General features: G+C 63.6%; 19 protein-coding genes and 1 tRNA gene. 3 read left to right on the plus strand and 17 right to left on the minus strand.

The window, feature by feature from the left end; genetic code table 11:
• Positions 1–932: 932 nt before the first annotated feature.
• The 10 genes from rplT to B5F33_RS08350 all read right to left on the minus strand — a co-directional run bounded on the left by rplT (position 933) and on the right by B5F33_RS08350 (position 13,104).
• A complete protein-coding gene (gene rplT, locus B5F33_RS08305; protein WP_087411346.1) occupies positions 933–1,292 on the minus strand; it encodes a 50S ribosomal protein L20 in 360 nt (119 codons plus the stop codon).
• A gap of 49 nt (positions 1,293–1,341) precedes the next feature.
• Entirely contained in the window at positions 1,342–1,533 is a 192-nt protein-coding gene (gene rpmI / locus B5F33_RS08310) for a 50S ribosomal protein L35 (RefSeq protein ID WP_087411347.1), read from the minus strand.
• A 26-nt stretch (positions 1,534–1,559) separates the two neighbouring features.
• Positions 1,560–2,210 carry a translation initiation factor IF-3 gene (gene infC, locus B5F33_RS08315; protein ID WP_087411348.1) on the minus strand — a complete coding sequence of 217 codons (651 nt, stop codon included), beginning with the start codon at positions 2,208–2,210 and terminating at the stop codon, positions 1,560–1,562.
• Positions 2,211–2,364: 154 nt separating this feature from the next.
• Positions 2,365–2,451 (minus strand) — tRNA-Leu (locus B5F33_RS08320).
• A gap of 90 nt (positions 2,452–2,541) precedes the next feature.
• Positions 2,542–3,972, minus strand: coding sequence for a transglutaminase-like domain-containing protein (locus B5F33_RS08325; protein ID WP_087411349.1), 1,431 nt, complete (start codon positions 3,970–3,972; stop codon positions 2,542–2,544).
• 393 nt (positions 3,973–4,365) lie between these two features.
• Positions 4,366–5,232 (minus strand): class II fructose-1,6-bisphosphate aldolase, encoded by an 867-nt coding sequence (fba, locus tag B5F33_RS08330; RefSeq protein ID WP_087411350.1) that lies wholly within the window; start codon positions 5,230–5,232, stop codon positions 4,366–4,368.
• A 120-nt stretch (positions 5,233–5,352) separates the two neighbouring features.
• A complete protein-coding gene (locus B5F33_RS08335; protein ID WP_087411351.1) occupies positions 5,353–6,075 on the minus strand; it encodes an MBL fold metallo-hydrolase in 723 nt (240 codons plus the stop codon).
• 119 nt (positions 6,076–6,194) lie between these two features.
• Complete coding sequence (locus B5F33_RS08340; RefSeq protein ID WP_087411352.1) at positions 6,195–8,543, minus strand: bifunctional (p)ppGpp synthetase/guanosine-3',5'-bis(diphosphate) 3'-pyrophosphohydrolase; 2,349 nt, start codon at positions 8,541–8,543, stop codon at positions 6,195–6,197.
• Positions 8,544–8,567: 24 nt separating this feature from the next.
• Positions 8,568–11,933, minus strand: a complete 3,366-nt coding sequence (gene recJ / locus B5F33_RS08345; protein ID WP_087411376.1) for a single-stranded-DNA-specific exonuclease RecJ — start codon at positions 11,931–11,933, stop codon at positions 8,568–8,570.
• A gap of 316 nt (positions 11,934–12,249) precedes the next feature.
• Entirely contained in the window at positions 12,250–13,104 is an 855-nt protein-coding gene (locus B5F33_RS08350) for a hypothetical protein (RefSeq protein ID WP_087411353.1), read from the minus strand.
• Between the two features lie 1,159 nt (positions 13,105–14,263).
• Between B5F33_RS08350 and B5F33_RS08355 the strand changes: the two genes are divergently transcribed.
• Positions 14,264–14,770 carry a histidine phosphatase family protein gene (locus B5F33_RS08355; protein ID WP_087411354.1) on the plus strand — a complete coding sequence of 169 codons (507 nt, stop codon included), beginning with the start codon at positions 14,264–14,266 and terminating at the stop codon, positions 14,768–14,770.
• A gap of 33 nt (positions 14,771–14,803) precedes the next feature.
• Here B5F33_RS08355 and B5F33_RS08360 read toward each other — a convergent pair whose 3' ends face one another.
• From B5F33_RS08360 to B5F33_RS08385, 6 genes are all read right to left on the minus strand, one after another.
• Positions 14,804–15,496: a copper homeostasis protein CutC gene (locus tag B5F33_RS08360; RefSeq protein WP_087411355.1), complete on the minus strand. Its 693-nt coding sequence runs from the start codon at positions 15,494–15,496 to the stop codon at positions 14,804–14,806.
• Positions 15,497–15,753: 257 nt separating this feature from the next.
• Positions 15,754–16,455 (minus strand): ABC transporter ATP-binding protein, encoded by a 702-nt coding sequence (locus B5F33_RS08365; protein ID WP_087411356.1) that lies wholly within the window; start codon positions 16,453–16,455, stop codon positions 15,754–15,756.
• Positions 16,456–17,334 (minus strand): ABC transporter ATP-binding protein, encoded by an 879-nt coding sequence (locus B5F33_RS08370; protein WP_087411357.1) that lies wholly within the window; start codon positions 17,332–17,334, stop codon positions 16,456–16,458.
• Entirely contained in the window at positions 17,327–18,409 is a 1,083-nt protein-coding gene (locus B5F33_RS08375) for a branched-chain amino acid ABC transporter permease (RefSeq protein WP_087411358.1), read from the minus strand. Before B5F33_RS08375 ends, B5F33_RS08370 begins: the two co-directional genes overlap by 8 nt.
• A gap of 9 nt (positions 18,410–18,418) precedes the next feature.
• Positions 18,419–19,300 (minus strand): branched-chain amino acid ABC transporter permease, encoded by an 882-nt coding sequence (locus B5F33_RS08380; RefSeq protein ID WP_087411359.1) that lies wholly within the window; start codon positions 19,298–19,300, stop codon positions 18,419–18,421.
• Between the two features lie 104 nt (positions 19,301–19,404).
• The gene (locus B5F33_RS08385; RefSeq protein ID WP_087411360.1) at positions 19,405–20,661 is read right to left on the minus strand and encodes an ABC transporter substrate-binding protein; all 1,257 of its coding nucleotides are present in this window, start codon (positions 20,659–20,661) and stop codon (positions 19,405–19,407) included.
• Between the two features lie 389 nt (positions 20,662–21,050).
• Here B5F33_RS08385 and B5F33_RS08390 point away from each other — a divergent pair, with 389 nt between their 5' ends.
• Positions 21,051–22,388 (plus strand): homoserine dehydrogenase, encoded by a 1,338-nt coding sequence (locus tag B5F33_RS08390; RefSeq protein WP_087411361.1) that lies wholly within the window; start codon positions 21,051–21,053, stop codon positions 22,386–22,388.
• Positions 22,389–22,858: 470 nt separating this feature from the next.
• On the plus strand, positions 22,859–23,521 hold the full coding sequence (upp, locus tag B5F33_RS08395) for a uracil phosphoribosyltransferase (RefSeq protein ID WP_087411362.1): 663 nt from the start codon (positions 22,859–22,861) through the stop codon (positions 23,519–23,521).
• A 337-nt stretch (positions 23,522–23,858) separates the two neighbouring features.
• On the opposite strand, the gene B5F33_RS08400 is transcribed toward upp, so the two are convergent.
• On the minus strand, positions 23,859–24,251 hold the full coding sequence (locus B5F33_RS08400; protein ID WP_087411363.1) for a metallopeptidase family protein: 393 nt from the start codon (positions 24,249–24,251) through the stop codon (positions 23,859–23,861).
• Positions 24,252–24,334: the final 83 nt, after the last annotated feature.

Consider the following 24,334-nt stretch of genomic DNA (forward strand, 5'->3'; position numbering starts at 1 on the left):
CTGTATGCGTCTTAGTTATCGAATATCCGTCTGGTAGGAACCGCGGGCCGCCGGCGTCCCCGCCGGCGTGTCCTCGATCCTGTACGACTTGTATCCCTTCGCATCTGGAAGATGGTGTTGTCAGTCTGTCCTCGGCAGGACCCGGGGTTCTCCCCCTGGTCCTCCCTCGCGGTATCCGGTTCTCAAGGTGCACGCCCCGCGGCCCTGGGCCGCGCGGCAAGGGGATATGTTGCCAGACCCGGGCCCCGCCGGGGGCGGGAATCGGCGTCTCCACGGGGTCTACACAATTCTGGGGTACTTGGAGCAGCCCTCTTTTCTAACTTCCCTGCTTCGCCATAGGGATAGACATCGCTCTCATAATCGGCATTTCCCCAGGTAGCTTCATCCCCTATTCCTGGTTTCTCATTAAGAAGTAGCGCCCACTCGTCTAACGCGCCCTATCAAGAGGCTCTATACAAGTTTCTGTTACAAACCTCAGCATCGGAAGAAAGCCGCTGCAATTCCTTCGAATCGGAAACGTTTTGCGGCAATCCACACGCGCTGAATACGTTTTGTGGCAATCCACACGAACGAGGTACCCTGGAAGGTGGTCGAGCGTGTGATTTGCTACAAAACTCAGCCCAGGCTCGGCGCAAGCGTGTGATCTGCTGCAAAACTCAGCCCAAGCTCAACCCAAGCGTGTGATTTGCCGCAAAAGAGGAACCTCGTTTGCTGCGGCGCAGATTCCAGCAAAAGACATGCTGCCCGCAACCTGGAACAGTCCGCTGCGAAAGGACACTTCTCATATAGACCGCCTCCGCGTATCAAGACCTCTCGCCCTATATAGAGCGCTTCCCCATGTACGTCTTCCTTCACATACAAAAACGGCGAGCCGCCGAAGCGACCCGCTGTGAGCTCGGACACACACGTGCATCCGTATATGTTTTGACCTCTTAGGCCTCGAGCGCCTTCTTGGCGATCGCGGTGAGCTCGTTGAACGACTCGATATCCTCGCAGGCCATCTGAGCGAGCACCTTGCGGTCGAGCACGATGCCGGCGAGCTTCAGGCCGTGCATGAACTGCGAGTAGGACATATCGTTCATGCGCGCAGCAGCGTTGATGCGGGTGATCCACAGGCTGCGGATCTCGCGCTTCTTGGCGCGACGGTCACGATACTGATACTGCAGGGAGTGCTGGACCTGCTCTTTAGCATGCTTGTACGTACGCGAAGCGGCACCGTAGTAACCCTTCGCACGGCTCATAACGGTACGGCGCTTCTTCTTAGCAGACACTGCGCGCTTGATGCGTGCCATATCTCATCAACTCCTCGTAGGGGAAAGAACGTGAACGGTGGAAGGGAATCTACGCGAGACGCGAAACGACGGTCTTGCGGTCGGCGGAGGACACAGTGGCCTCCTGACGGAAACCACGCTTACGCTTGGTGGTCTTCTTGGTGAGGATGTGGCTCTTATAAGCCTTGCCACGCATGATCTTGCCGGAACCGGTCACGCGGAAGCGCTTCTTGGTACCGCTGTGGGACTTCATCTTAGGCATGGACTTCTCCTTAATCGCTTGCAGAACTACTTGTCGCCATCGCTTTTGGAAGGCTTCTCGTCAAACGCTCCCTTGATGGGGGCAAGCAACATGAGCATGTTGCGCCCTTCCAGCTTGGGTGCGGATTCGACCGTTGCGTAGGGCTTCAGGTCATCGGCGAGTCGTTCGAGCACGTTCAGGCCCTGCTCCGGGTGCGCCATCTCGCGGCCGCGGAACATGATGGTGATCTTCACGCGTGCGCCCTTCTTGAGGAAGCGCAACACATGGCCCTTCTTGGTCTCATAGTCGCCCACGTCGATCTTGGGACGGAACTTCATCTCCTTGACCTCGACGCGAGACTGGTTCTTACGAGCCGCCTTGGCCTTCATGGCCTGCTGGTACTTGTACTTGCCGTAATCCATCACGCGGCAGACCGGAGGGTCTGCGTTCGGCGCGATCTCGACAAGGTCAAGACCCTGCTCGTCGGCAACACGCTGCGCGTCACGAATGCCGAAGAGACCCAGCTGGGATCCATCGACACCGATCAGGCGGCACCTGGTAGCGGTGATCTCGTCATTGATGCGCGTGTCATCGTGCTTAGCTATTTTCCTTACCTCCCTACAAATGAAATGACCCGGAGCCTCCAAGAGACATCCGGGTTCACACACTCGAAGAAACGGCAGCAAACGCTGCCGCATACCTGTTTGTTGTGAAGACCAGACAGCTGCTCTAAGGCGCCGAAAGGTGGGGACCCGCAGGTCCCACTTTGCAAACATCGCTTGCGCGATGCAGAGCGAATGATAGCACAGGCCATAGCTCTTCATCACAAGACCACGAAAGCCCTGAGAAGTGTGGTGCCTGAGAAGAGACTCGAACTCTTATGGTGTTGCCACCGGCGGATTTTGAGTCCGCTGCGTCTGCCAATTCCGCCACTCAGGCTCGTATGGCCGGGCTTATCGCCTGTGTACCAGTGCGTACCGGCACATGGTACCACAGTTGATGCGCGCAGGCCATGAGACCTCCCGACAATCAGGCCTCCTCGAGGCTTATGAGCTCGACCGAGCGGGCCATCTCGCAGTCGTCACAGCCTCGCCCGTCGACGCTCGCCTCCCCTGTCTGGTTGTCGAAGGGATCCCAGCGGATTCCGTCGGCCGGCGGTGTGAGCTCGGCCTGAAACGCCCCGTTCGCAACCATGCGCCAGGGGTCGAGGTTACCGAAGTGGTGGAGACGGCGTGCCTCGTCGCCGGTACGGCGTGCAGACGAGCCAAACGAGCAGTCCGCCCACAGCCAGCCATACTCATCGGTGTAGAACTGGGCCCAATCGTGCGGCCCCACATGGTCGGGGGCAACGTAGAGTCCGCTCTGCCAGCGAGCGGGAATCCCGGCGATGCGGCACATGGTGATAAACGTGAGCGCGAACACGCCGCAGTCCCCTCGCAGGGACTTGGCGCAGGAGTCCGCAATATCGTCAAGCTGGGCGTAGGCAGGCTGATAGCGATAGTCCACGTTGCGGGTGATGTAGTCGTAGATGGCCCGTGCTCGATCGATCGGGCGTTCTATGTCTGCGACCACACGCGCGGTCAAAGCCTGCAGATAGGGTGTGAAGCGAATGTGCGGACGCTGCTCGGCAAGATCTGCCGAAGTGTAGGCAGGATCGGGATCGGCGACAGCGTGCTGCGCCGGTGCGGGCGCGAGCGTGTCGACATAGGGTGCGCAGATACGGTAGCGATAGGTGACCTCGAACGCGCGCCTGTCGGTAGACTCCCAGTACACGGTGCGCGCCGGAACATCCTCAGGAGCAATCTGAGCTCCCGGCGTCGCATCGAGCACCTGGATGTCCGACTGCTGGAATGACGCCGCCGGCAAAGGCAGCCACGCGCGGACCGTCTCTCCCGGCAAAGCTCCCGGCACCTCGATGCGGGCGCGCAACGTGATGGCACGCTCGGCCTGCCCATCTGCACGCATACGGGCAAGCATGGCGTCACGAGCGGCGATGTCCGCGGGAGGCTCGGGCTTGAGACCCGGGACCTCGGCGGGATATACGCGCAAGGAGTCGAGGAGGTTCTTCAAGAAGCGCTGCTCTCCATCGATAAAGCGCCAATCCATGCGGCGCGTGCGCACCAGGCGGTCAAGATCGTCTTCGGTAAAGGGGGGCCACTCGGCACGAATGAGCTCGAGCGCGCGGTCGCGCGTGACGCTGAACTGTCGGGCAAGGCGCCCCATGCGGTGCCGCTCGACACGCAGACACGCCTCGAGCTCGGGCTGGACGCCCGATTCGATGACGCGCGTGCACTCTGCGATGGCCTCGTCCAAATGGCCGGCGGCCTTGAGACGCGCGATCTCGGGCGGAAGGCCCACGTCCAAGTATCGATAGTCATCGTTTGAGACGTCGTCTGTCGAGCCGACCGGCCCGACGTCTACCAGCTCGTCCTTATCCGGATAGTTGCATACAATCGCCATCGGCGTGTTACCTCCACCGTCCATCCGAGACGCCGCACTGCCTGTTGACGCCTACAGGTTTATTGCACTCGTTCGATAGGATACGCCTCTCTCCGGAGTTCTGCGACATCCCGTTTTCGCAGGCAGCCATTGCCCCAGGCAGTACGCCGAGGAGGGGCGCTCGATCTTGGGGCAGGCCTGGCGGCGCGTGCGGGCAGCTTATCCCCGGCGTCGGAGCGAAGCGGTGAATGTCGCCTCGGCTATCGAATCTGCATACCTCATCGAGTATCGAACGCACAGAAACAGAAGGAGGCCCCGAGAGCCTCCGCGACATCCGTCATGCCTGCACTATGGCGGGCAAAACGTATCACGAAAACCCTTCGGGGCCTCCTGAGCAGCCTCAAAGCAGGCGGTTTACGCCTGGTTCACCGAACCGAACTCGGCCATGAGCTCCTTGGTGCGGGCGACGATGGCCTCGCGACCAGGCTTGAGGAGCTTACGCGGATCGTAGCCCTTGCCCTGCTGATCGGAGCCGGCCTCGATGTAGCCGCGCGTAGCCTTGGCGAAGGCGAGCTGGAGGTCGGTGTTCACGTTGATCTTCGCAACGCCCATGGAGATGGCCTTCTTGATCTGGTCCTCCGGGATGCCGGTGCCGCCATGCAGCACGAGCGGCAGGTCGCCGGTGAGGGCCTTGATCTCGCTCAGACGCTCGAAGGACAGGCCGGCCCAATCCGCGGGATACACGCCGTGGATGTTGCCGATGCCGCAGGCGAGGAAGTCGACGCCCAGGTCGGCGATGGCCTTGCACTGCTCGGGATCGGCGAGCTCGCCGTTGGAGGTGACGCCGTCCTCGGTGCCACCGATGCCGCCGACCTCGGCCTCGACGGAGATGCCCTTCTCGTGGGCGACCTTCACGACCTCGGCGGTGCGCTCGAGGTTGAGCTCGAAGGTCTCCTCGTGGCTGCCGTCATACATGACGGAGGTGAAGCCGGCCTCGATGCACTTGAAGCAGTCCTCATAGGAACCGTGATCGAGGTGCAGGGCCACCGGCACCGTGATGCCCAGGGCCTCGACGCAAGCCTTCACCATGTCGGCACAGACCTTGTAGCTGCCCATCCACTTGGCGGCACCACCAGTGCACTGCATGATGAGCGGGGACTTGGCCTCCTCGGCGGCCTGCAGGATGGCGAGGGTCCACTCCAGGTTGTTCGTGTTGAACGCGCCCAGACCGTAGTGGCCAGCCTCGGCCTTCTTGAGCATGTCAGTTGCATTGACGAGCATAGAAAACCTCCCATATCAGGATTGCCCTAAAACAGTTCGCATTTTACCACGCTGGCTCAGAGCCATACCGATGGAATGGCCTCGCGGAGCGCATTCTTGCGACGAAGATGATCGCGCGCGCTAACGCCCCTCGCGCCGTGCGTGCTCGTGCAGCGCCCGCACCATGAAGGGGTTGCCGGCAAGCTCGGAGGCGATCGTGGTTGCGGGGCCATGGCCCACAAAGCAGCGCGTCTCGGGCGGCAGCACCGTCCCCAGCTTTGCGAGCGACTTCATGATGGCGCCCTCGTCTCCGCCCTCGAGGTCGGTGCGGCCGTGGCTTCCTGGAAACAGCGTATCGCCCACAAACGCCACGGGGCCGTCTTCCGTCGCCGCAAACAGCACCACGCCGCCCGGCGTATGGCCCGGTGTGGCCACGACCTGCAGATGCACGTCGCCCACCGCGATGACATCCCCCTCGGTGACCAGGCGGCTCGGCTCGCCGGGGTCTTCGGTCTCGATGCCCCACTTCTGGCGCTGGTGATCGATGTTGGCGCGCACCATGGGAACGTCCTCGCCCGAAAGGACAAACGGCGTCTCCTCCCCCAGCGCGCGCCGGATGCCGGCGACGCCTCCCACATGGTCGGCATGACCGTGCGTGCACACGATGCCTCGCAGCTCCACATCCGGATGGCGATGCGAAAAGTCGGCGACGAGCGCCTCGCCATCCCAGGCGGGGTCGATGACCAAGGCCTCGCCTTTGCTTGTGATGAAATAGGTGTTGGTCTCAATGGGACCGTTCACCACGCACTCGATATCGATCGAGCCGTGCGGTGTGAGGTCGAGGATGGACGTCTGCGTATCCATGGGAATCCTTTCAAACAGGTATGTGTAGCTCGCCATTGGGGACGGGTACAGTTGGCAGGCGCGGCGGTGTACCGAGGCATTCGCCAACTGTACCCGTCCCCAATGGCGAGCCTGTCCGTCTACCCGCGACGCTTCATGGTCTTGGAGCCTTCGCCGGGCATGAGGCGGCGAGCATCGTAGACGCTCTCGACACGGCTGATGGCCGCCAACAGCGGGTCCAGACCGCTCGCGTCGGAAATCTCGACCAGAAAACGCAGGGTGGCAATGCCCTCGCGATTCGTGGAGGTCGATGCCGACAGGATGTTCGCACCGGCATCGCCGATGGCGATCGTCACGTCCTTGAGCAGGCCCATGCGGTCGAGACACTCGACCACGATCTCTACCTGGAACAGCGCGTCGGCAGCGTTGTCCCACTCCACGGCGATCATGCGCTCGGGGTGCTCCATGAGGCCCTTCACGTTAGGGCAGTTGGCTCGATGCACCGAGACGCCGCGCCCACGGGTGATGAAACCCACGATGTCGTCGCCCGCAACGGGGTTGCAGCAATGCGCCAGGCGCACGAGCAGCCCTGCATCGGGCGACCCCTTCACCACGACGCCGGAGTTACCCTTGTTCTTGCGAGGACGGCGGTTGGAGCCGCGTGCGGGATGCGAAGCCGCGATTGCCTCGACGGCCGGGGCCGTCACCTCGGGCTTGGGGTCCAAGATGTGCGCCACCTTGTTGCCCACCATGCGCGGAGCGACCTTGCCGGACCCCACCGCGGCGAACAGGTCCTCGAGCTGCTTGTAGTTGAGCTGCTCGCAGACCGTGTTGAGGGCGCGCGTAGAGCGCGGCGTCGAGATGCCATATCCGCGCTTGCGCAGGTCCTTTGCCAGGATCTCTCGTCCGGCCGCGGCATCCTCGTCCTTGGTCGCCGCAGCAAAATACCGACGAATCTTGGACTTCGCCGACGGCGTCTTGACGATGTTCAGCCAGTCGCGCGACGGCTTGGCATTCTTGTTGGTGAGGATCTCCACCCGGTCGCCGGTGAGCAACACGTGCGTCAGCGGCGCGACCACGCCGTTCACCTTGGCGCCAACGCAGTGGTTGCCCACCTCGGTGTGGACGGCGTAGGCGAAGTCGAGCGGCGTAGAGCCCGCGCGCAGGCTCATGACCTCGCCCTTGGGGGTGAAGACAAAGATCTCCTGGTCGTACAGGTCCACCTTGAGGGAGTGCAGGAACTCCTTGGGGTCCTCGATCTCGTCGGAGGCGACCCAGTCAAGCGAATGCTTGAGCATGTTAATCTGGTCGTCGAGCCGCTGGGCGTCGAGCGACTTCGTAGCCGACGACCCGCCCGACTTCTTATAGAGCCAGTGGGCGGCGATGCCGTATTCGGCCTGCTCGTGCATCTCGTAGGTGCGAATCTGGATCTCGAGCGGGCGCGCCGTGGGTCCGATGACCGTGGTGTGCAGGCTCTGGTAGTTGTTGAGCTTGGGCATGGCGATATAGTCTTTGAACCTGCCCGGCATAGGATGCCACAGGGAGTGCACCGCACCCAGCGCAGAGTAGCAATCGCCCACCGTACGGCAGATGACGCGCAACGCCACGAGGTCGTAGATCTCTGAGAACTCCTTGCCCTTGCGGCGCATCTTCTGATAGATGGACCAGTAGTGCTTGGAGCGCCCGTTGATCTGAAAATCGGTGAGGCCGGCGCTTTTGAGCTCGTCGGTAAGTGTCTTTATGGTCTCGGCCAGGAACCGTTCACGCACCTCGCGCGACTCCGCCACCATGCGTGCGATGCGCTGGTAGGCGTCCGGCTCCAGATAGAAGAACGAGAGGTCCTCGAGCTCCCACTTGATGGAGCTCATGCCCAGGCGGTCGGCGAGCGGCGCGTAGACGTCCATGGTCTCGCGCGCCTTGAAGAGCCGCCGATCCTCGCGCAACGCCGCAAGCGTACGCATGTTGTGTAGACGGTCGGCGAGCTTCACGATGATGACGCGAATGTCCTTCGACATGGCGAGGAACATCTTTCGCAGGTTGAGCGCCTGCTTCTCGTCCATGCTGTCGACTTCGATGTTGGTGAGCTTCGTCACCCCGTCGACGAGCTCGGCGACGGTATCGCCGAAGATGCCCGCGACGTCCGCAAGCGATGTCTCGGTGTCCTCGACGGTGTCATGGAGCAGCGCCGCGCACACCACGTCGCAGTCCATCTTGAGCTCGGCCAGAATAATCGCGACCTCTACGGGATGGTTGATGTAGAGCTCACCGGAGCGACGCTTCTGGTTGGAGTGCTTTTCCGCCGCGAAGCAATAGGCGTGCTCGACCTTGGCGCCATCCTCGTCGCTCATGTACTTGCCGCAGAGCTGCGCGAGTTTGTCGTAGTTGTCGGCCTGAATCTCGGGCGGGAGGTCATCCGCCCGGGTATAGAGCACCATCTTGTCGAACGGCTGCAGGGATGCATCGTGCGCCGCGCGGGAAGCTGCGTCCATAGTCGCCCCCTTACCTCGATGTTCTCACGCCCGAGGGACGATCGGGCGATTCACTCGTGCAAGCATATCATGAGCCGGTGCCTCAAGCGCCCAGCGGCGAAACGCCGTAAAGGCGACGCGGGCATGCAGCCCCTCCAGATACCTGATAGAGCTGGTCAGCGCCATACGCCCAGGGTTTTCGGCCATATGGATGCGCCGTCCCTCGTCGTGGCCGGAAACCTGCGCGAAACCAAGCTCCTCGAAGATCGCCAGGCCGCTGCCCACGCTGCGCTCGTCCACAGGAGTTCGCGCGTCGATGGCAAGGCACATGTTGGCGATGTCCAGGTCGCTGGCCTGGAAGCTCCCCTCCCCCGTCTTGCCGCGATTGGCGCGCCACATGGTCTGAAGCGCGCGATAGAGCGTCACCAGCTCGTCCCGCTCGGGGGCCGCCGCATCCAGCATGCGCTCGTTGATGCGGGCATCGCGGGCAGAATACAACAGGTGGATGGACGCCGGAGCGCCATCGCGCCCTGCGCGGCCGCTCATCTGGTTGAACTCAGTCGCCGAGAACGGCATGTGGTAGAGCACCACGTGGCGGATATCTGGCAGGTTCACGCCCTCGCCGAACGCCGATGTCGACACGATGCACGACAGCGCCCCCGACCGGAAGGCGTCCTCCACCCGCGCGCGATCCGAGCGGGTGAGCCCTGCGTTGTAAAACGCCACCGAACCCGCGAGCTCGGGAACGCGCTTGCGCAGCGTGCGGGCGAGCGACAACGACTGGTCGCGCGAGTTGACGTACACGACGCACTTCTCGCCCGTGGCCACGATGGAGACCAGGCGGTTTTCGCGGCTTGCAAGGTCGCGGTCATCTTCGATGTCCAGGTTCTCGCGCACCGTGCCGTCCACCACCACGCGGTCGATACCCGCCAGGCGGCAGATCTCACGCGCGACGGAGGTGTCGGCTGTCGCCGTGGCAGCCAAGACGCAGGGGCGCCCTAGATCCTCGAGCACCTGAGGAAGGTCCTGATAGGCGGTTCGGTCGCCGCCTTTGGCACCTGCCGCATGGTGCGCCTCGTCCACCACCACGAAGCCCACGCGCCGCGCGCGGGCAAACCGGCTGCGGTGGATGGACAGGAACTCCGGGGTCGTGAGCACGATGTCCACCGAGCCGGACTCGAGCCCGGCAAAGGCGGCATCGCGCGCCGCCTGGACGCTCTCGCCGGTAAGCACGGCCACGCGAACACCCAGCTTGCCGCAGACGGAAGCCAGGTGATAGGCCTGGTCGGCCACGAGCGCGCGCAGGGGATATACGAAGACGCTGGCGCGACCGTTCAGCACGGCCTCGCGCACGGCATGCACCTGGAAGATAAGCGATTTGCCGCGCCCCGTCCCCATGACGGCGAGCACGCTCTCGCCTCGCTTCAAGGCGTCGAGGGCCTCGACCTGGGCGCGATGCGGCTCGGCGGCACCGATAAACGTATGCAGCAACGTACGGGTAAGCTCGTCGTAGGACAGATTTGCAAGCATGGCGCGCCGCTCGGCACCCCGAGCGGCAAGGTCTGCCGCAGAGGCATCGGGAACCGCGGACGGCTGGGCACAGGGCCGGCCGCCCTGGGACGGCTCCCCCTTGGCGAGCGCCGCATCGGAGGCGCTACCCGGGGCACCTGCGCCCTGGGCGGCGCCGGCGGGCGCATCGTCGCAGGTGCGGCGCAGAATGTCCTTCACCATGAGCTTGGGCTTCACCCTGCCCTGCCAATGCTCGGCGACCGCCTCGAATACCAAATCGACCACGCTGTCGCAGGCACACAGGGCATCGACGTCGGGCGCACGGAACATGATGGCGGGCACACTCGCCACGCCGTCGGTCGCCGTGAAGCGGATGTGATCGCCCGTGCGGCCCACGACGGCACGGTCCTGCATGGTGACGCCCGTCGCCGCCAGCAGCGGCACCCGGTTGCCCTGGCCAAACGGCTCCAAGATCGAAATCTGCTCGACCGTGTCGATGTCGAGCTCCGAGAGTGAGACGGTCGCCGCGACCTCGCCGGTATCCTCAAAGGCTTCGGCAGGCAGCTCAGAGAGCACGGCATCCATGCGCTCGCGAAGCGCATCGAGGTTCTCGGCAGGAAGGGTGACGCCCACCGCGCCGGCATGCCCGCCGAACCGCGTGAGCAGATCGGAGCACTGCTCCACCGCCTCGAACAAATTCACCGTTCCCACCGAGCGACCCGAACCGCGCGCGACGCCGTCTTCGATTGAAAAGAGCAGGCAGGGCACGTGATACCGATTGACCAGACGGCTTGCCACGATGCCCTTCACGCCCTCGTGCCAGCCTTCTCCACCCACCACGATCACCCGTCCGCCGGTATAGGTCTCCTCGACCTTGGCCATGGCGTCGTCGGTAAGGTGCGCCTCTATGTCGCGCCGCTCTTGGTTGATCTGCTCCAGCTTTGCCGCCAGGCGACCGGCCTCCACGGGGTCGCGCTCCAGCAGCAGGTCGAGGGCGAGCGTCGGGTCGGCCATGCGCCCCGCCGCGTTGAGCCGTGGGATGAGCGAGAACGAGAGCGCGTCCGCCGTAATCGTCGACAAATCCGTCTTGGTAAGCGCGGCAAGCGCCACAAAGCCCGGACGCGACGTGGCGCGCATCTGGGCGATGCCGTCGGCCACAAGAGCGCGGTTCTCGGGCGTAAGCGGCATCATGTCCGAAACCGTTCCAAGCGCGGCGACCTCGGTATAGCGCCGCCACAGCTGGGGTTTGCCGCGGCGCGTCCCCAGCACGTCCACCAGCTTGAGCGCGACGCCCGCGCCAGCAAGCTCGTGCGAGGGTCCGAAGGGGACGAGCTTGGGGTCCGTGAGCGGAACGCCTTGCGGCACCATGTCGGCTGGCTCGTGGTGGTCGGTCACCACCAGGTCGATGCCGCGCTCGCTGAGATACGCCACCTCATCGCGGGCGGCAATGCCGTTGTCCACCGTGATGACCAGCGACGGGGCGCACGCCTTGACCACGCGGTCGAGCGCCGCCTCAGAGAGGCCGTAGCCCTCGTCGAACCGGTGTGGAATGAACGCGTGCACCCGGGCGCCAAGCTCCTGCAGCGCTTCGGTAAGCAGGCAGGTCGACGTGATGCCGTCCACGTCGAAGTCCCCGAACACGGCGATGTCCTCGCCCGACTCGATAGCGGCATCCACACGGTCGGCGACCTCGGACATGCCCGGGATGGAGAGCGGGTCTGCCCAGTCGCGCTCGAGCGAAGGGGTGAGGAAGAGCCTCCCCTCCTCGACCGACTGGATGCCATGCGCCACCATGATTCGCGCCACGAGAGGCGCGACCTGGAGCTGCGTGGCAAGTTCGTCGGCAAGGCGGGGGTTCTGCGGAGAAACGACCCAACGATGCGTGGTCTTAAGCGATGCCATGGCTACCACCTGCCCCAAGCGATTTGCCGCATGGCGGCGATGGCTGCGCGGACAGGTGCCGCGATATGTGGCAGAGCGCGGCAGCATGGCACGCAACCGCGCGTAAAAGATGCGCTTGTCATAGCGAACGTCCTTGTATATGGCCCGCTGCGGCGAGCCGAGCTGTTGTTCGCCGGTCATTATACCCTGTGGCCCGGACAGACCCACTGTGCCGCCCGGCGAGCGGGCTCGTTCGCAGGACCGGCGGCAGCTTTCACGCATGGGGTTGTCCCACGGCGCGCTCACGGAGGACGCACCCTATCGCGGGCAGCGCTCCCTAGAACCGACTTGACGCACGCAATGTCGGCTCTTGGCGGCGCCGCTCCGAGCGCGCGGGAACCGGCGCGCTCACCACACGCGTCGCCGGCCTGTGCGAAGGGCGCGGCGCCGGTGCCGACGCGCCATACGTACGCGCCGCGCCGCCGCGCGTGCCCGTTGCAAATCCCTGCTGCGTCGGGCGCAGGGTCTCCCACGGCACCAGGGCGCCAACAGCTCCCACCGCCGCTATCACCAGCACGAATGCCCCCGCCATCAAGGAGTACGGCATCACATGGATACCTACGCCCACCACGCCCCAGACAACGGCAATGCCGAAGGCGACGTCATCACACAGCCTGCGCATGAGGTACGAGACGGCAAGGAGCGCCGCGGCCGTAAACATCGTTCCCGCCCCGGCGGCAACCGGATCCGTGCCGGCGCCTTGGGCCGCTACGCCAGACACGCAGGACGCCATCAACACGGCAAGCCATCCGCCCCACGCAGAAAACGGCATCCAGCGGGTCCACTCCCCTGTTATGCGCTCCCATACGAAGGCGCCGGCGACAGATGCCCATTGCAACACGGCCACAATCGTGGAAAGCACGTCGAGCCCCGAGCACCACAGCACCTGCCATGCCGCACCCAGCGCGCAACCGGCTGCAACCAGACCGAGCGCAGCGTCGCGTACGGGAGGCCTCATCTCCGCTGTGACGGATACGCGAGCAAGCCAAATGCCCACACCAAGGTCGATGACCCATGTCATGGTATACGCGTACCCCGCCGGGATAAACCAGAACGGAGCGGTATCGGCGATCTGCGCGACGGTGCACCCTCCCGCCTGAACGATGTCATATGCCACACCGATGCCGACCATAGCCACCCATGCGATCCAGCAAGCTGCCAGAAGCGGCGTGGAAGGACGCGCCGACGGGATGCGCATCGACTGGCGCTGCGATCCCCAACGCGCGGCAGAACCCCGCGGTGTCTGAGAAGGCTGTGACCTGCGCGGCGATGACTGACGCGCACGGCTTGAAGGCGCAGGCACATGCCCGCGTCCGGAGCGACGCGACGCCGTCGTCGGTGCGGGTGCCGCCGGCCATCGCGCGGTCATCCCCAGACCATATGAGGGCTGGGCAGCCGAAGACACGGGACCAGAGGGCATGGGCCGCCGCGAAGCCCCGGAGACATACTCGCGCGGAGCCGCGTTTGATGCATCCGCCCACCGCATCTCCGGCCGGACACCTCCTTGCCGGTCCATACGCACCTCTGGAGCATGCACCCGTGCACGTGGCAGCGGCTGCGTCACCTGGGCGGGAGAAAACCGCGTTCCCACCGGTCGGTACGCCCCCGATGTCGACGATACGACCTGCCCGGACGACGCCACACCCCCCGAAACGTATCCCGACGCATGACGCATTCCCTCGAGGCCGCTCGCTGGGCGAGGGTGTAGAGGCTGCTGGACCGCAGGGGGCTCGACCTGCACCGACGCCTCACGCACCTGTGCATGTCCCCAAGAACGGGCGGCATGGGCAGGCCGATAGTCCCCGCGCGATGTCCTTGAGGCGCGCGCCGGCCGCCGCGTCTCAGATACGGGCGCCCCCTTTTCAAAACGCGTCGACGAGGGGTGCGCGGGAGCGTGAGCGACGTCTTTGATTCGGGCGCGGTCGACGTGCGGCGCCGGCTTTGTCGCCGCCTTCCAGGCAGCGCGCCACGTAGTCCGGGGTGCCGGGCGTGGCGTGGGGTGCTGCGACACCGCAAACCCCGCGCCGGCGCCCTGATGCGGCGCGCGCGGGTGCGCATGCTGAGACGCTGTCTGTCGAGATGTCGCCATATATGCTCCGGTCATAGCTTTGGGAGGGACATTGTTTGCCCCGCCTCAACAATAACCTCAAATGCCCTGGTTGGTAATATTGTGACAACATCACGCGCCATTCGGCGGCCTCAACGGTCAAAAAGAAGCCCCAGGTGGCTAAGATGGTGGAGGCGAGGCATCGCGAAAACCGCATGCCAGCCTCAATTGCAAAGGAGCAGCCATGTCCAGGACGCTCGTTCTTGTTCGCCATGGAAAGCCGGAGCCTGCCGGACCCGGTGTAGTCGATTTCGACCGCAAGCTCACACCCGCAGGCATCGCGGCGCTGGAAGGCCCCGACGGATTTAACCGTACGTTTAGCCTTCTCTTGGATGAAGAGCGAAGCGGCGCCGAGATTTGGACAAGCCCCGCCGTACGCGCCCGACAGACCGCCCAGGCGGTGGGTCGCGCTCTGGACAACAACGCCATGCGCGATTGCGAGCAGCTGTGGCAGCAGGACCACGCCGGATTCCTTGCGGAGGTCGCCTCGAGCTCTGCGCCGTGCGTCATCGCCGTGGGGCATATCCCCTTTATGAACGAGGCGGTCGCCTATCTTACCGGCGCTGCGATTTCCTTCAAGCCCGGCGGAGCCGCCGCCATCGAGCTGCCCGACCCGTGCGAACCCGCTTCGCTTCAGCAGGGCTCGTGCCGCCTGCTGTGGTTTGTGCAGGGACCGACCGTCGCGTCATAGGCGCGGCAATCGGAACCTGCGCACACATATCATTTATGCGGACAGCTCGACGATCTTCGTTCCATGGAGCTCTCGGGCGCCCAAGGCTTCTGCAACCGCATCCGCATTGCGGAAGGTGATGCCCGCGCCGGGCAGAATGATCAACCGGTCGTCAGCGGCATCCATAAGCGCACGCAGATGCCCCAGGTTGTCTTCGATAGCCGTTCCGGCCGCGCCCCCGTGCGTCAGGATGCGCGAGAAGCCCAAATCGACCAGCTCGTCGATTGCTGCTGGCTGCGCGTCTTCCGGCAGCTCGTCGAAGGCCATATGAAACGTCATGTCGAGCTCCATATCGAAGGCGTCTGCCGCGCTTCGGGCAAGTGTGACCAGACGCGTCAGAGCCGCATGATCAAGCTGGAGCGCCCCCTCCTCGTCCGGGGCCAGGCAGCCCAGCACGATACCGTCGGCACCCGCCTCACAGGCAGCGAAGACGTCCGCCTCCATCGCCTGCAGCTCCGCCTCGGTGTAGACGAAGTCCCCGCCGCGCGGGCGAATCATCGCCATGACGGCGGCGTCGTGCTCGTGCGCATAGAGCGTCGCGACCTCCATGACGCCTATCGACGGCGTGGTGCCGCCCACGGCAAGGTTGTCACAAAGCTCGATGCGCCGCGCCCCTGCCTCGATGGCCTGTGGCACCAGCGTAAAGTTCTCGGCGCAGAATTCGCGCAGGAAATCAGCATTGCCCATAGGTGATTCTCCCCTGTTTGCCGGAGGCCGTCATTGGCCGAGATTATACGACACCCATATGCGCACTCGCCATCTGCCATTGGGGACGGGTACGGTTGGCAGGCGGACGGCAAATCGCCCCCGCCTGCCAACCGTACCCGTCCCCAACGGCACACCCGTCCCCAATGGCAGATAACAGGTTGACAAAAGCCCCGGCAGCCGCAGAGGCCACCGGGGCAAAAACGTAAGCCAGAACGTGCCTGTTCCCTTCTGGTCGGCTAGCCGCCCAGATACGCCTTTCGCACGTCGTCGTTGTGCAGCAGCTCCTGGCCCGTACCCGTGAGGGTAATGGTGCCCGTCTCCATGACGTAGCCGCGCGTCGCGATCGAAAGCGCCGCCTGAGCGTTCTGCTCGACCAGCAAAATGGTCGTGCCGGCCTTGTGGAGCAGCTCGATGATCTCGAAAATCTGCTCGACCATAATGGGCGCAAGGCCCATCGAAGGCTCGTCGAGCATGAGCAGCTTGGGGTTCGCCATAAGGCCACGGCCCATGGCGAGCATCTGCTGCTCGCCGCCAGAAAGCGTGCCGGCCACCTGGCGGCGACGTTCCTTCAGGCGCGGGAAATGGGCGTAGACGCGCTCGAGGTTATCGGCGATCGTCTCCTTGGGCTGGGTATAGGCACCCATATCGAGGTTCTCCTCGACCGTCATCTGCGCAAAGACGCGACGGCCCTCGGGCACGTGCACCAGGCCGTTGGCGACGATGCGCTCGGCCGGCATGTGCATGATGTCCTGGTCCATGAACTTAATGGAGCCAGAGCGCGAGCGCAAAAGACCGGAGAGGGTCTTCAGCGTGGTGGACTTGCCGGCACCGTTTGCACCGATCAGCGCCACGATCTCGCCGTCGTTGACGTCGAAGGAGATGTTCTTGATGGCATGGATGGCTCCGTACCACACGTTGATGTTGTACACGGAGAGCATTTACGCCTCGACCTCCTTCTTCTGCTTGCCCAGATACGCCTCGATGACGGCGTCGTTCCGCTGGATCTCCTCAGGCGTGCCCTTGGCGATGATCTTGCCGAAGTTGAGCACGCAGATGCCCTCGCAGATGTTCATGACCAGGTTCATGTCGTGCTCGATGAGCATGATTGCGATGTGGAACTGGTCGCGAATCTTAACGATGTTCTCCATGAGCTCGGCGGTCTCGGAGGGGTTCATGCCCGCCGCCGGCTCGTCGAGCAGCAGCAGCTTAGGGTTCGTGGCAAGCGCGCGCACGATCTCCAGGCGGCGCTGGGCACCGTAGGGCAGGCTGCCCGCCTCGTGATCGGCCAGGCCCGTCATGCCAAAGATGTCGAGCAGCTCCATGGCGCGGTCGTGGAACTCGCGCTCGGCCTTCCAGTGGCGCGGCAGGCGCAGGATGCCCGAGACCATGCCGCATGGGATCTGGTTATGCAGACCGATCTCGACGTTCTCCTCGACCGTAAGGGAGCTGAACAGGCGAATGTTCTGGAACGTACGCGCCACGCCCAGCTGGTTCACCTTGGCGGGGCTCAGGCCTGCGGTGTCGCGGCCACCCACCATGATGGTGCCGTGCGTAGGCTGATACACCTTGGTGAGCAGGTTGAAGACGGTGGTCTTACCGGCACCGTTAGGGCCGATGAGGCCGCAGATCTCGGTCTTGCCCACGGTCACGTTGAAGTCATCCACGGCCTTGAGGCCGCCGAATTCGATGCCCAGATGCACGCACTCAAGCGCAGGGGCCTCGCCCAGGTCGCGCTCGGGCATGATCGAGACGCTGGGCACCGGAACCATCTTGGTGCTCTTGCGGCGCGCCTCGGCGAAGTCGGTGAGCTTACTCATCGGCGCCACCCCCTTCCGCGGCCACCTCGCGGCGGCTCTTACGCAGGCGCGAGCGAACGGCGTCGACGGTACGCTGGTAAATCTTGAGATGCGGCACGACCATCACGAGGATGAGCACCACGGCGTAGATGAGCATGCGGTACTGGTTGATGGGGCGCAGCACCTCGGGCAGGATGGTGAGGAACGCGGCCGAGATGACCGATCCCCAGATGTTGCCCATGCCGCCGAGCACCACGTAGACCAGAATCAGGATCGAGGTGTTGAAGTCGAACTGCGACGGCACGATCGAAGAGTAGTTCATGGCGTAGAGCACGCCCGCGGCGCCGGCCAGAGCAGAGGCCACCACGAAGGCCATGAGGCGATACTTGGTGACGTTGATACCCACGGACTCGGCAGCGATACGGTTATCGCGCACGGCCATGATGGCACGGCCGCTACGGCTGTGCATGAGGTTGAGCACCACGGCGACCGTGATGAGCACCAAGATCACACCGCCCACGAAGGTGGAGATCTTATCGATACCCACCGCGCCGCGCGGGCCGTTGATAATCACGACGCCCTGCGTCATGCCCAGCGAGCTCGAGTCGGTCATAGAGAAATGCAGACCAGCATCGTCCACGCCGATATAGAAGTTGTTGAGCAGGTTCTTGATAATCTCGCCGAAAGCCAGCGTAACGATGGCAAGGTAGTCGCCCGAAAGGCGCATGACCGGGATGCCGACCACAAGGCCGATGATGCCGGCTGCAATGGCACCCGCCACGGCGGACACCACGAAGAGCAGGATGTCGGACTCAACGCCGGCGCGGGTGAGGCAGGTTGCCACGATGACGCCGGTGAAGGCGCCCACGCTCATGAAGCCCGCGTGTCCCAGCGACAGCTCGCCGGAAACGCCGACCACCAGGTTGAGCGAAACGGCCAGACACACATAGGCGCAGATGGGCACGAGCTGGCCGCGCAGCGAATTGGAGATAAGCCCCACGCTCTCGAGGAGCGTGACCACGATGAAGGCGCCGATGGCGAGGGCATAGGTGAGCAGCGTCGAACGCGTCTGTCGCTTCAAGCCTTTGATGTTCATGCCTATCACCTACACTTTCTCGCGAACGGTCTTGCCAAGCAGGCCCGAGGGCTTGATCAGCAGCACGACGATCAGCACGGCGAAGACGACGGCATCGGCAAGCTGGGTACCAATATAGGCGCGAGCGAAGATCTCGATGATGCCCAGAAGCACGCCGCCGAGCGCGGCGCCCGGGATGGACCCGATGCCGCCAAGAACGGCCGCGGTGAAGGCCTTGATGCCGGGCATGGAGCCGGTGGTGGGCATGAGCGTAGGATAGGCCGAGCACATGAGCACGCCGGCGACGGCCGCAAGACCCGAGCCGATAGCGAACACCATCGCGATGGTGGAATTCACGTTGATGCCCATGAGCTGGGCCGCGTCGCGGTCCTCGGAGCAGGCACGCATGGCCTTGCCCATCTTGGTCTTCCCCGTAAACATCACCAGCGCCACCATGATCACGATGCAGCACACGATGGTGAGCACCGCGGTGGAGCTGATGGTGAGCCGGCCATCAAAGAGCTGCAGCGCGGGCAGGCTGATGACCGTGGAGAACGATTTGGGGTCGGAGCCCATGATGAGCAGTGCGGCATTCTGCAGAAAATAGCTGACGCCGATGGCGGTAATAAGGACGTTGAGCGAAGGCGCGTTGCGCAGCGGCTTGTAGGCGAGACGCTCCATGACGATACCCAGCACGGTGCAGCCCACGATGGACAGCAGCACGCCCACGATCGCAGGCACGCCCAGGTAGCTCACGGCGCAGAAGCAGATATAGCCACCAACCATGATGACGTCGCCATGTGCGAAGTTGAGCATCTTAGCGATGCCGTAGACCATGGTGTAACCCAGGGCGATGATCGCGTAGACGCTGCCCAGGCTCATGCCGTTGATGAGATTGGCGATGACCTCCATGTCCCCCCTCCTTTCACACTGTGTGACATAAAACAAAGCGAGCGGAGACCACCTCCTGGGCAGCCTCCGCTCTGAAAATCGTCGAGGCGATCCTAGGGTTTCTCCTAGGCGTCAAGCGGCATGTACTCGCCGTTCTCGATGACCATGCCCATCGGCTGCTTGGAAACCTCGCCGGAGTCAGACCAGGTAGCGGCCTCGCCAGCGGTGGTCAGGCCGGTGTAGGAGAAGTCGCTGGAGGTGAAGGTCTCCACGAGCGCGTCGCAGATGTCGGAGAAGTCCTGGTCGGGCGTGCAGCCAGCCTGCTCAAGAGCATCACGGATGGCGTAGACGCAGTCATAGGCGTCGGCGGCGAACTGGTTGGGGGTCTCGCCGTACTCGTCCTGGTACTTCTTCACGAAGTCCTGCGTGGCGGAGTCGGTAGCGGTGGCGACGAACGGGGTCAGCAGCATGGCGCCCTCAGCGAGCGAGGTGTCGAAGCCCTCGACGGTGAGCAGGCCGTCCATGCCGTCGACGCCGAACCACTTGGGGGCAAAGCCCATCTGGTTCGCCTGCGTGAGGATGAGCGAAATGGGGGTGTAGTAGATGGGCAGGAACACCAGGTCGGCGCCGGCGTTCTTGGCATCGTTCAGCTGCACCGAGAAGTCGGTGGCGGAGTCGTCGGTGAACGTGGTGGTGGACACGATGGAAAGGCCCAGCGTGTCGGCCTCGGTCTTGAAGCTGTTGTAGATGCCCGAAGAGTAGGCGTCGGAGTTGTTGTAGATGATGGCAATCTTGGAGCCCAGCTGCTGCTCGGAGATGTACTGCGCGGACGCGGCACCCTGGTTGGGGTCGGTGAAGCACATCTGGAAGACGTTGTCCTTGCGCGGCGTGGAGATGTTGCCGTCCGCGTCGGGCTGGCCGCCGATGACGTCCGTGGAGGACGCAGACGGGGTCAGCTGGAACATGTTGTCGGCGTTCGTCTCGGAGGACACGGCGACGCACGGAGCGGTGGTCGTGGTGCCCACGAGGATCTGCATACCCCAGTCCTTCAGGTTGTTGTATGCGTTGACCGACTTCTCGGCGTCGTTCTCGTCATCCTGGAAGTTCAGCTCGAACTGGATGTCGCCGCCCTTTTCGTTGATCTCATCAACCGCGATCTGGATGGCGTTCTTGCAAGCGTTGCCATAAATCGCCGTAGCGCCGGTGGTGGGTCCGATGCCGCCGATCTTGAAGGCGGCGCCGCTCGCGCTGGAGCTGCTCGTGCTGCCCGAACCGGCGTTGTCGGAGTTGCAGCCCGCCAGGACGCCCGCAGCACCCAGGCCGGCCAGACCCATAATGAGGCTCCTGCGGCTCACCGCAGGGTTGAAGTTGATGCTCGACATGCGACTCTCCTCTCGAGCGCGCGCCCGCACAAGGACGCGCCGTTATAGAAACCCCCACCACGGGACAGACGTTGTGCTTGAAATCCCCCATGTCCTGTATATGGTGGTTTTGTTAGAGTACTCGTTTTTTCGGCAAAAGGTAAGGTACCAGCGGTCTAACGGAGCCCTGCGCGGGGTAAGGGGGCTTGCCTTATGCGTCGTACCTGCATTTTTTTCGCGAACCCCAGGCCAGGGGGCGTGTTACATCTGTGTTTCACACGCGCGAGGCGCCGCACGGCAAAACGCGATTTCATGCTCAACCGGTATATGTATGAGGGATACTGGAATATACGGCCCGGGAACCCGCCCGCGGCAGAAGGCGCCTGCGCGCACGAATCCAAGGAGGCAGCATGCAGGATACAGACCGCACCGTGAACGTTGGACTCATCGGCCTGGGGACCGTCGGCGGCGGCGTGGCGAAGGTCATCGCGCGCCATCGCGACGAATACCGCAAGGCCTATGGCATTGACCTGCGCATCAAGCGCGCCTGCGCTCTCGACGCCGAGCGTGCGGCAGAGCTGGGCTTCACCGGCGACACCTTTACGCAGGACTGGCACGATGTGGTCGCAGACCCCGAGATCGACATCGTCGTAGAGCTCATCGGCGGCGAGCATCCCGCCACCGAGATCTTCGAGGCCGCCCTTACCTCGGGCAAGCACATGGTCTCCGCCAACAAGGCCCTGCTTGGCCGCCACGTGGAGCGCCTGGCGCGCCTGGCCGCCGAGCACGGCGTGCAAATCCGCTGCGAGGCCTCTGCAGGCGGCGGCATCCCCATCGTGAACGCGCTCGAGCACGCGCTGGTGGGCAACGAGATCCTGACCGTCGCGGGCATCCTGAACGGCACCACCAACTACATCCTGTCGCGCATGGACGCCGAGGGCCTGGACTTCGACGAGGTCCTCGCCGACGCACAGCGCCTGGGCTACGCCGAGGCCGACCCCACCGCCGACGTGGACGGCTTCGACGCCGCAAGCAAGGTGGCCATCCTCTCGTCGATCGCCTTCCACACGCGCGTCACCACCGACGACGTGTTCCAGGAAGGTATCCGCAACGTGTCTGCCGCCGACATCGCGCAGGCGCGCAGCATGGGATACGTGGTGAAGCTTTTAGGTATCGCCCGCAACACCGAGAGCGGCGTGGACGTGCGCGTGCACCCCACCATGATTCCTGCCGACCACATGCTTGCCGGCGTGAACGGCGCCATGAACGCCGTGTACGTGGTGGGTGACGCCGTGGGCGAGACCATGTTCTACGGCGCGGGCGCGGGCTCCTTCCCCACCGCGAGCGCCGTGGTGGGCGATGTGCTGGCGCTCGCCGACGCGATCAGCCACAACGAGCGCGTGCAGGCCGAGATCGAGCCGTTTGGCCGCGTGCTTCCGCTGCGCTCGATCGATGACCTGAAGACGCGCTACTACATCCGCCTCTCGGTCGAGGACCGCGTGGGCGCGCTCGCCCCGGTCGTCGACGTGTTTGCACAGCACGGCATTTCGATTTCGCAGATCAGCCAGCTGCAGGACGACGGCGAGGGCCACTGCTCGGTGGTGTTCATGACGCACAAGGCCGCCGAGCGTGATATGGCCTCTGCTCGCGTCGACCTGGAGGCGCTCGATGTGGTGGAGCGCGTTGCCAGCGTGATTCGCATCGAGGACGTCGAGGCCTGGACCGAGGGCGCCGAGGCCAACGAATAGCGGTGCTGTCGGCAGCGCACAGCAACCGTCCGCAAGCGGCGAGGGGTCCTGCCGGGCCCCTCGCCGCTTTCTTGTAGCGCGCCGCTTTGCCGTGTGGTGCTGCACGCAGGGATGACGCGTTTGCCGGACGACGTTGCGTGCAGAAATGAAACCTTGGTGCAATTCCTGAAATTGGATGCAGGTCTGCACGGAATAAGGCCCTTTCAGCAGGATTTCTATGCCGCATTTGCACCTATTTTCCGATTCTGCACCGAGGTTTCATTTCTGCACCGAAGTTTGTATGTCCGGCTTCATCCCCTACCGGTAGACACCCCCGAAGAACCAGCTGCGACCGTCTGCCGCTTTGTCGCCACATAACCCGCCTCCTGGGCGTACTTTGAAGAGTGGTGAGATTGCCAGCAGCGCCGTCCCGGAGAACGGCACGCCTCGGCAACACCGTGCGTCGAACCCTCATCGGAAGGAGATCGCCCATGTCCGACTCGAGCACCACCTATACCTACGACGCCTCACGTGTGACGTTTGTAGACCACCCGCTTGTGCAGCATAAGCTCACCCTTATGCGCAATAAGGAAACAGGCACCAAGCAGTTCCGCGAGCTGGTTCGCGAGCTTGCCATCTTCGAGGGCTATGAGGCCACCCGCGACCTGCCGCTGGAAGATGCTCCCGTCGAGACCCCCATCTGCGCGACCGTGGGCAAGCGCCTCTCGGGCCGACGCCTGGCCGTGCTTCCCATCCTGCGCGCAGGCCTAGGGATGGTGGAAGGCCTGCTTGAGCTGGTGCCCGATGCGCGCGTGGGCCACATCGGCATGTATCGCGACGAGGTGACGCACAAGCCGCATGAGTATTACTGCAAGGTGCCCCGCGATATTTCCGAGCGCATCTGCCTGGTGGTCGACCCCATGCTTGCAACGGGCGGCTCGGCGACGGCCGCCATCGAATACCTGCGAGGACAGGGCGTGTGTGACCTGAGGCTATTGGTGCTGGTAGCAGCTCCCCAGGGCCTGGCAACCGTTCTCGAAGCCGACCCGAACGTACACATCTACACCTGCGCGATCGATGAATGCCTGAACGACGCAGCCTACATCGTGCCTGGCCTGGGCGACGCCGGCGACCGCATCTTTGGAACGCTGTAGGGCGCGCAGGGTCATCCGGACAGCGCGCACGCCAGGCCTGCACACCGCAACAGGATGCGCGTCGGCGCAGCGAGGCCTGCCATGAAGCCTGAAGGGGCGTGCAAAAGCCCTCTTTGTGTGTAAAATCGGGCGTTTTGTACGCCCGATTTTCTTTATGCAGTTTTGAGGCGTTTTATGCATTTCGCCGACCTGGGAAAACGTTCGTTGAGCGGACGGACAAAACCTTGCAGCGCTTTCAAGTCGTACAAAACGTCGATTTTTACACACAAACGGGGCTCATTGCTACCCCGGACATCTTGAAGACCCGCTCGGCTTGCATATTGTTTGCATTCTGTAATCAGTACCCCATGGCGACAAGCATGGCCTCGTCGTTGCCAAAATAATGACCCACCTCATGGATGACCGTTTTGCGTATCTCCTCAACGATAGCCTCGCGCGTCTGGAAGCAGCGCTCGTGAGGACCCTTGAAAATGGTGATGACGTCCGGAAAGCCGCCACTCTCACCATAGTAGATGCCCCGATCGGTAAGCGGCGTCCCCTCGTACAGGCCGAGCAGCTCGTCGTCGCAGACTTCTGCCCACTCGGTGTCTATCGCTTCCAGCTGCTCGGCCTCAGGCTCATCTGCAACGGTGAACACCACGTTCTCCAGCGCATCGAGAAACTGGTCCGGAATTGCCTCGAGCGCCGCCTCGACAGCAGCTTCGAACTCTTCCTCGGTCATGTGATACATAGCAACCCCATTCGTTCCTCGTGTGACGGTAAGCGTGTTATACCCGCCAGCCAATGCCATCCCAAGCATGAAACATGGCCTCC

The organism is Collinsella sp. An2 (assembly GCF_002160065.1).
Taxonomy (GTDB): Bacteria; Actinomycetota; Coriobacteriia; order Coriobacteriales; family Coriobacteriaceae; genus Limicola.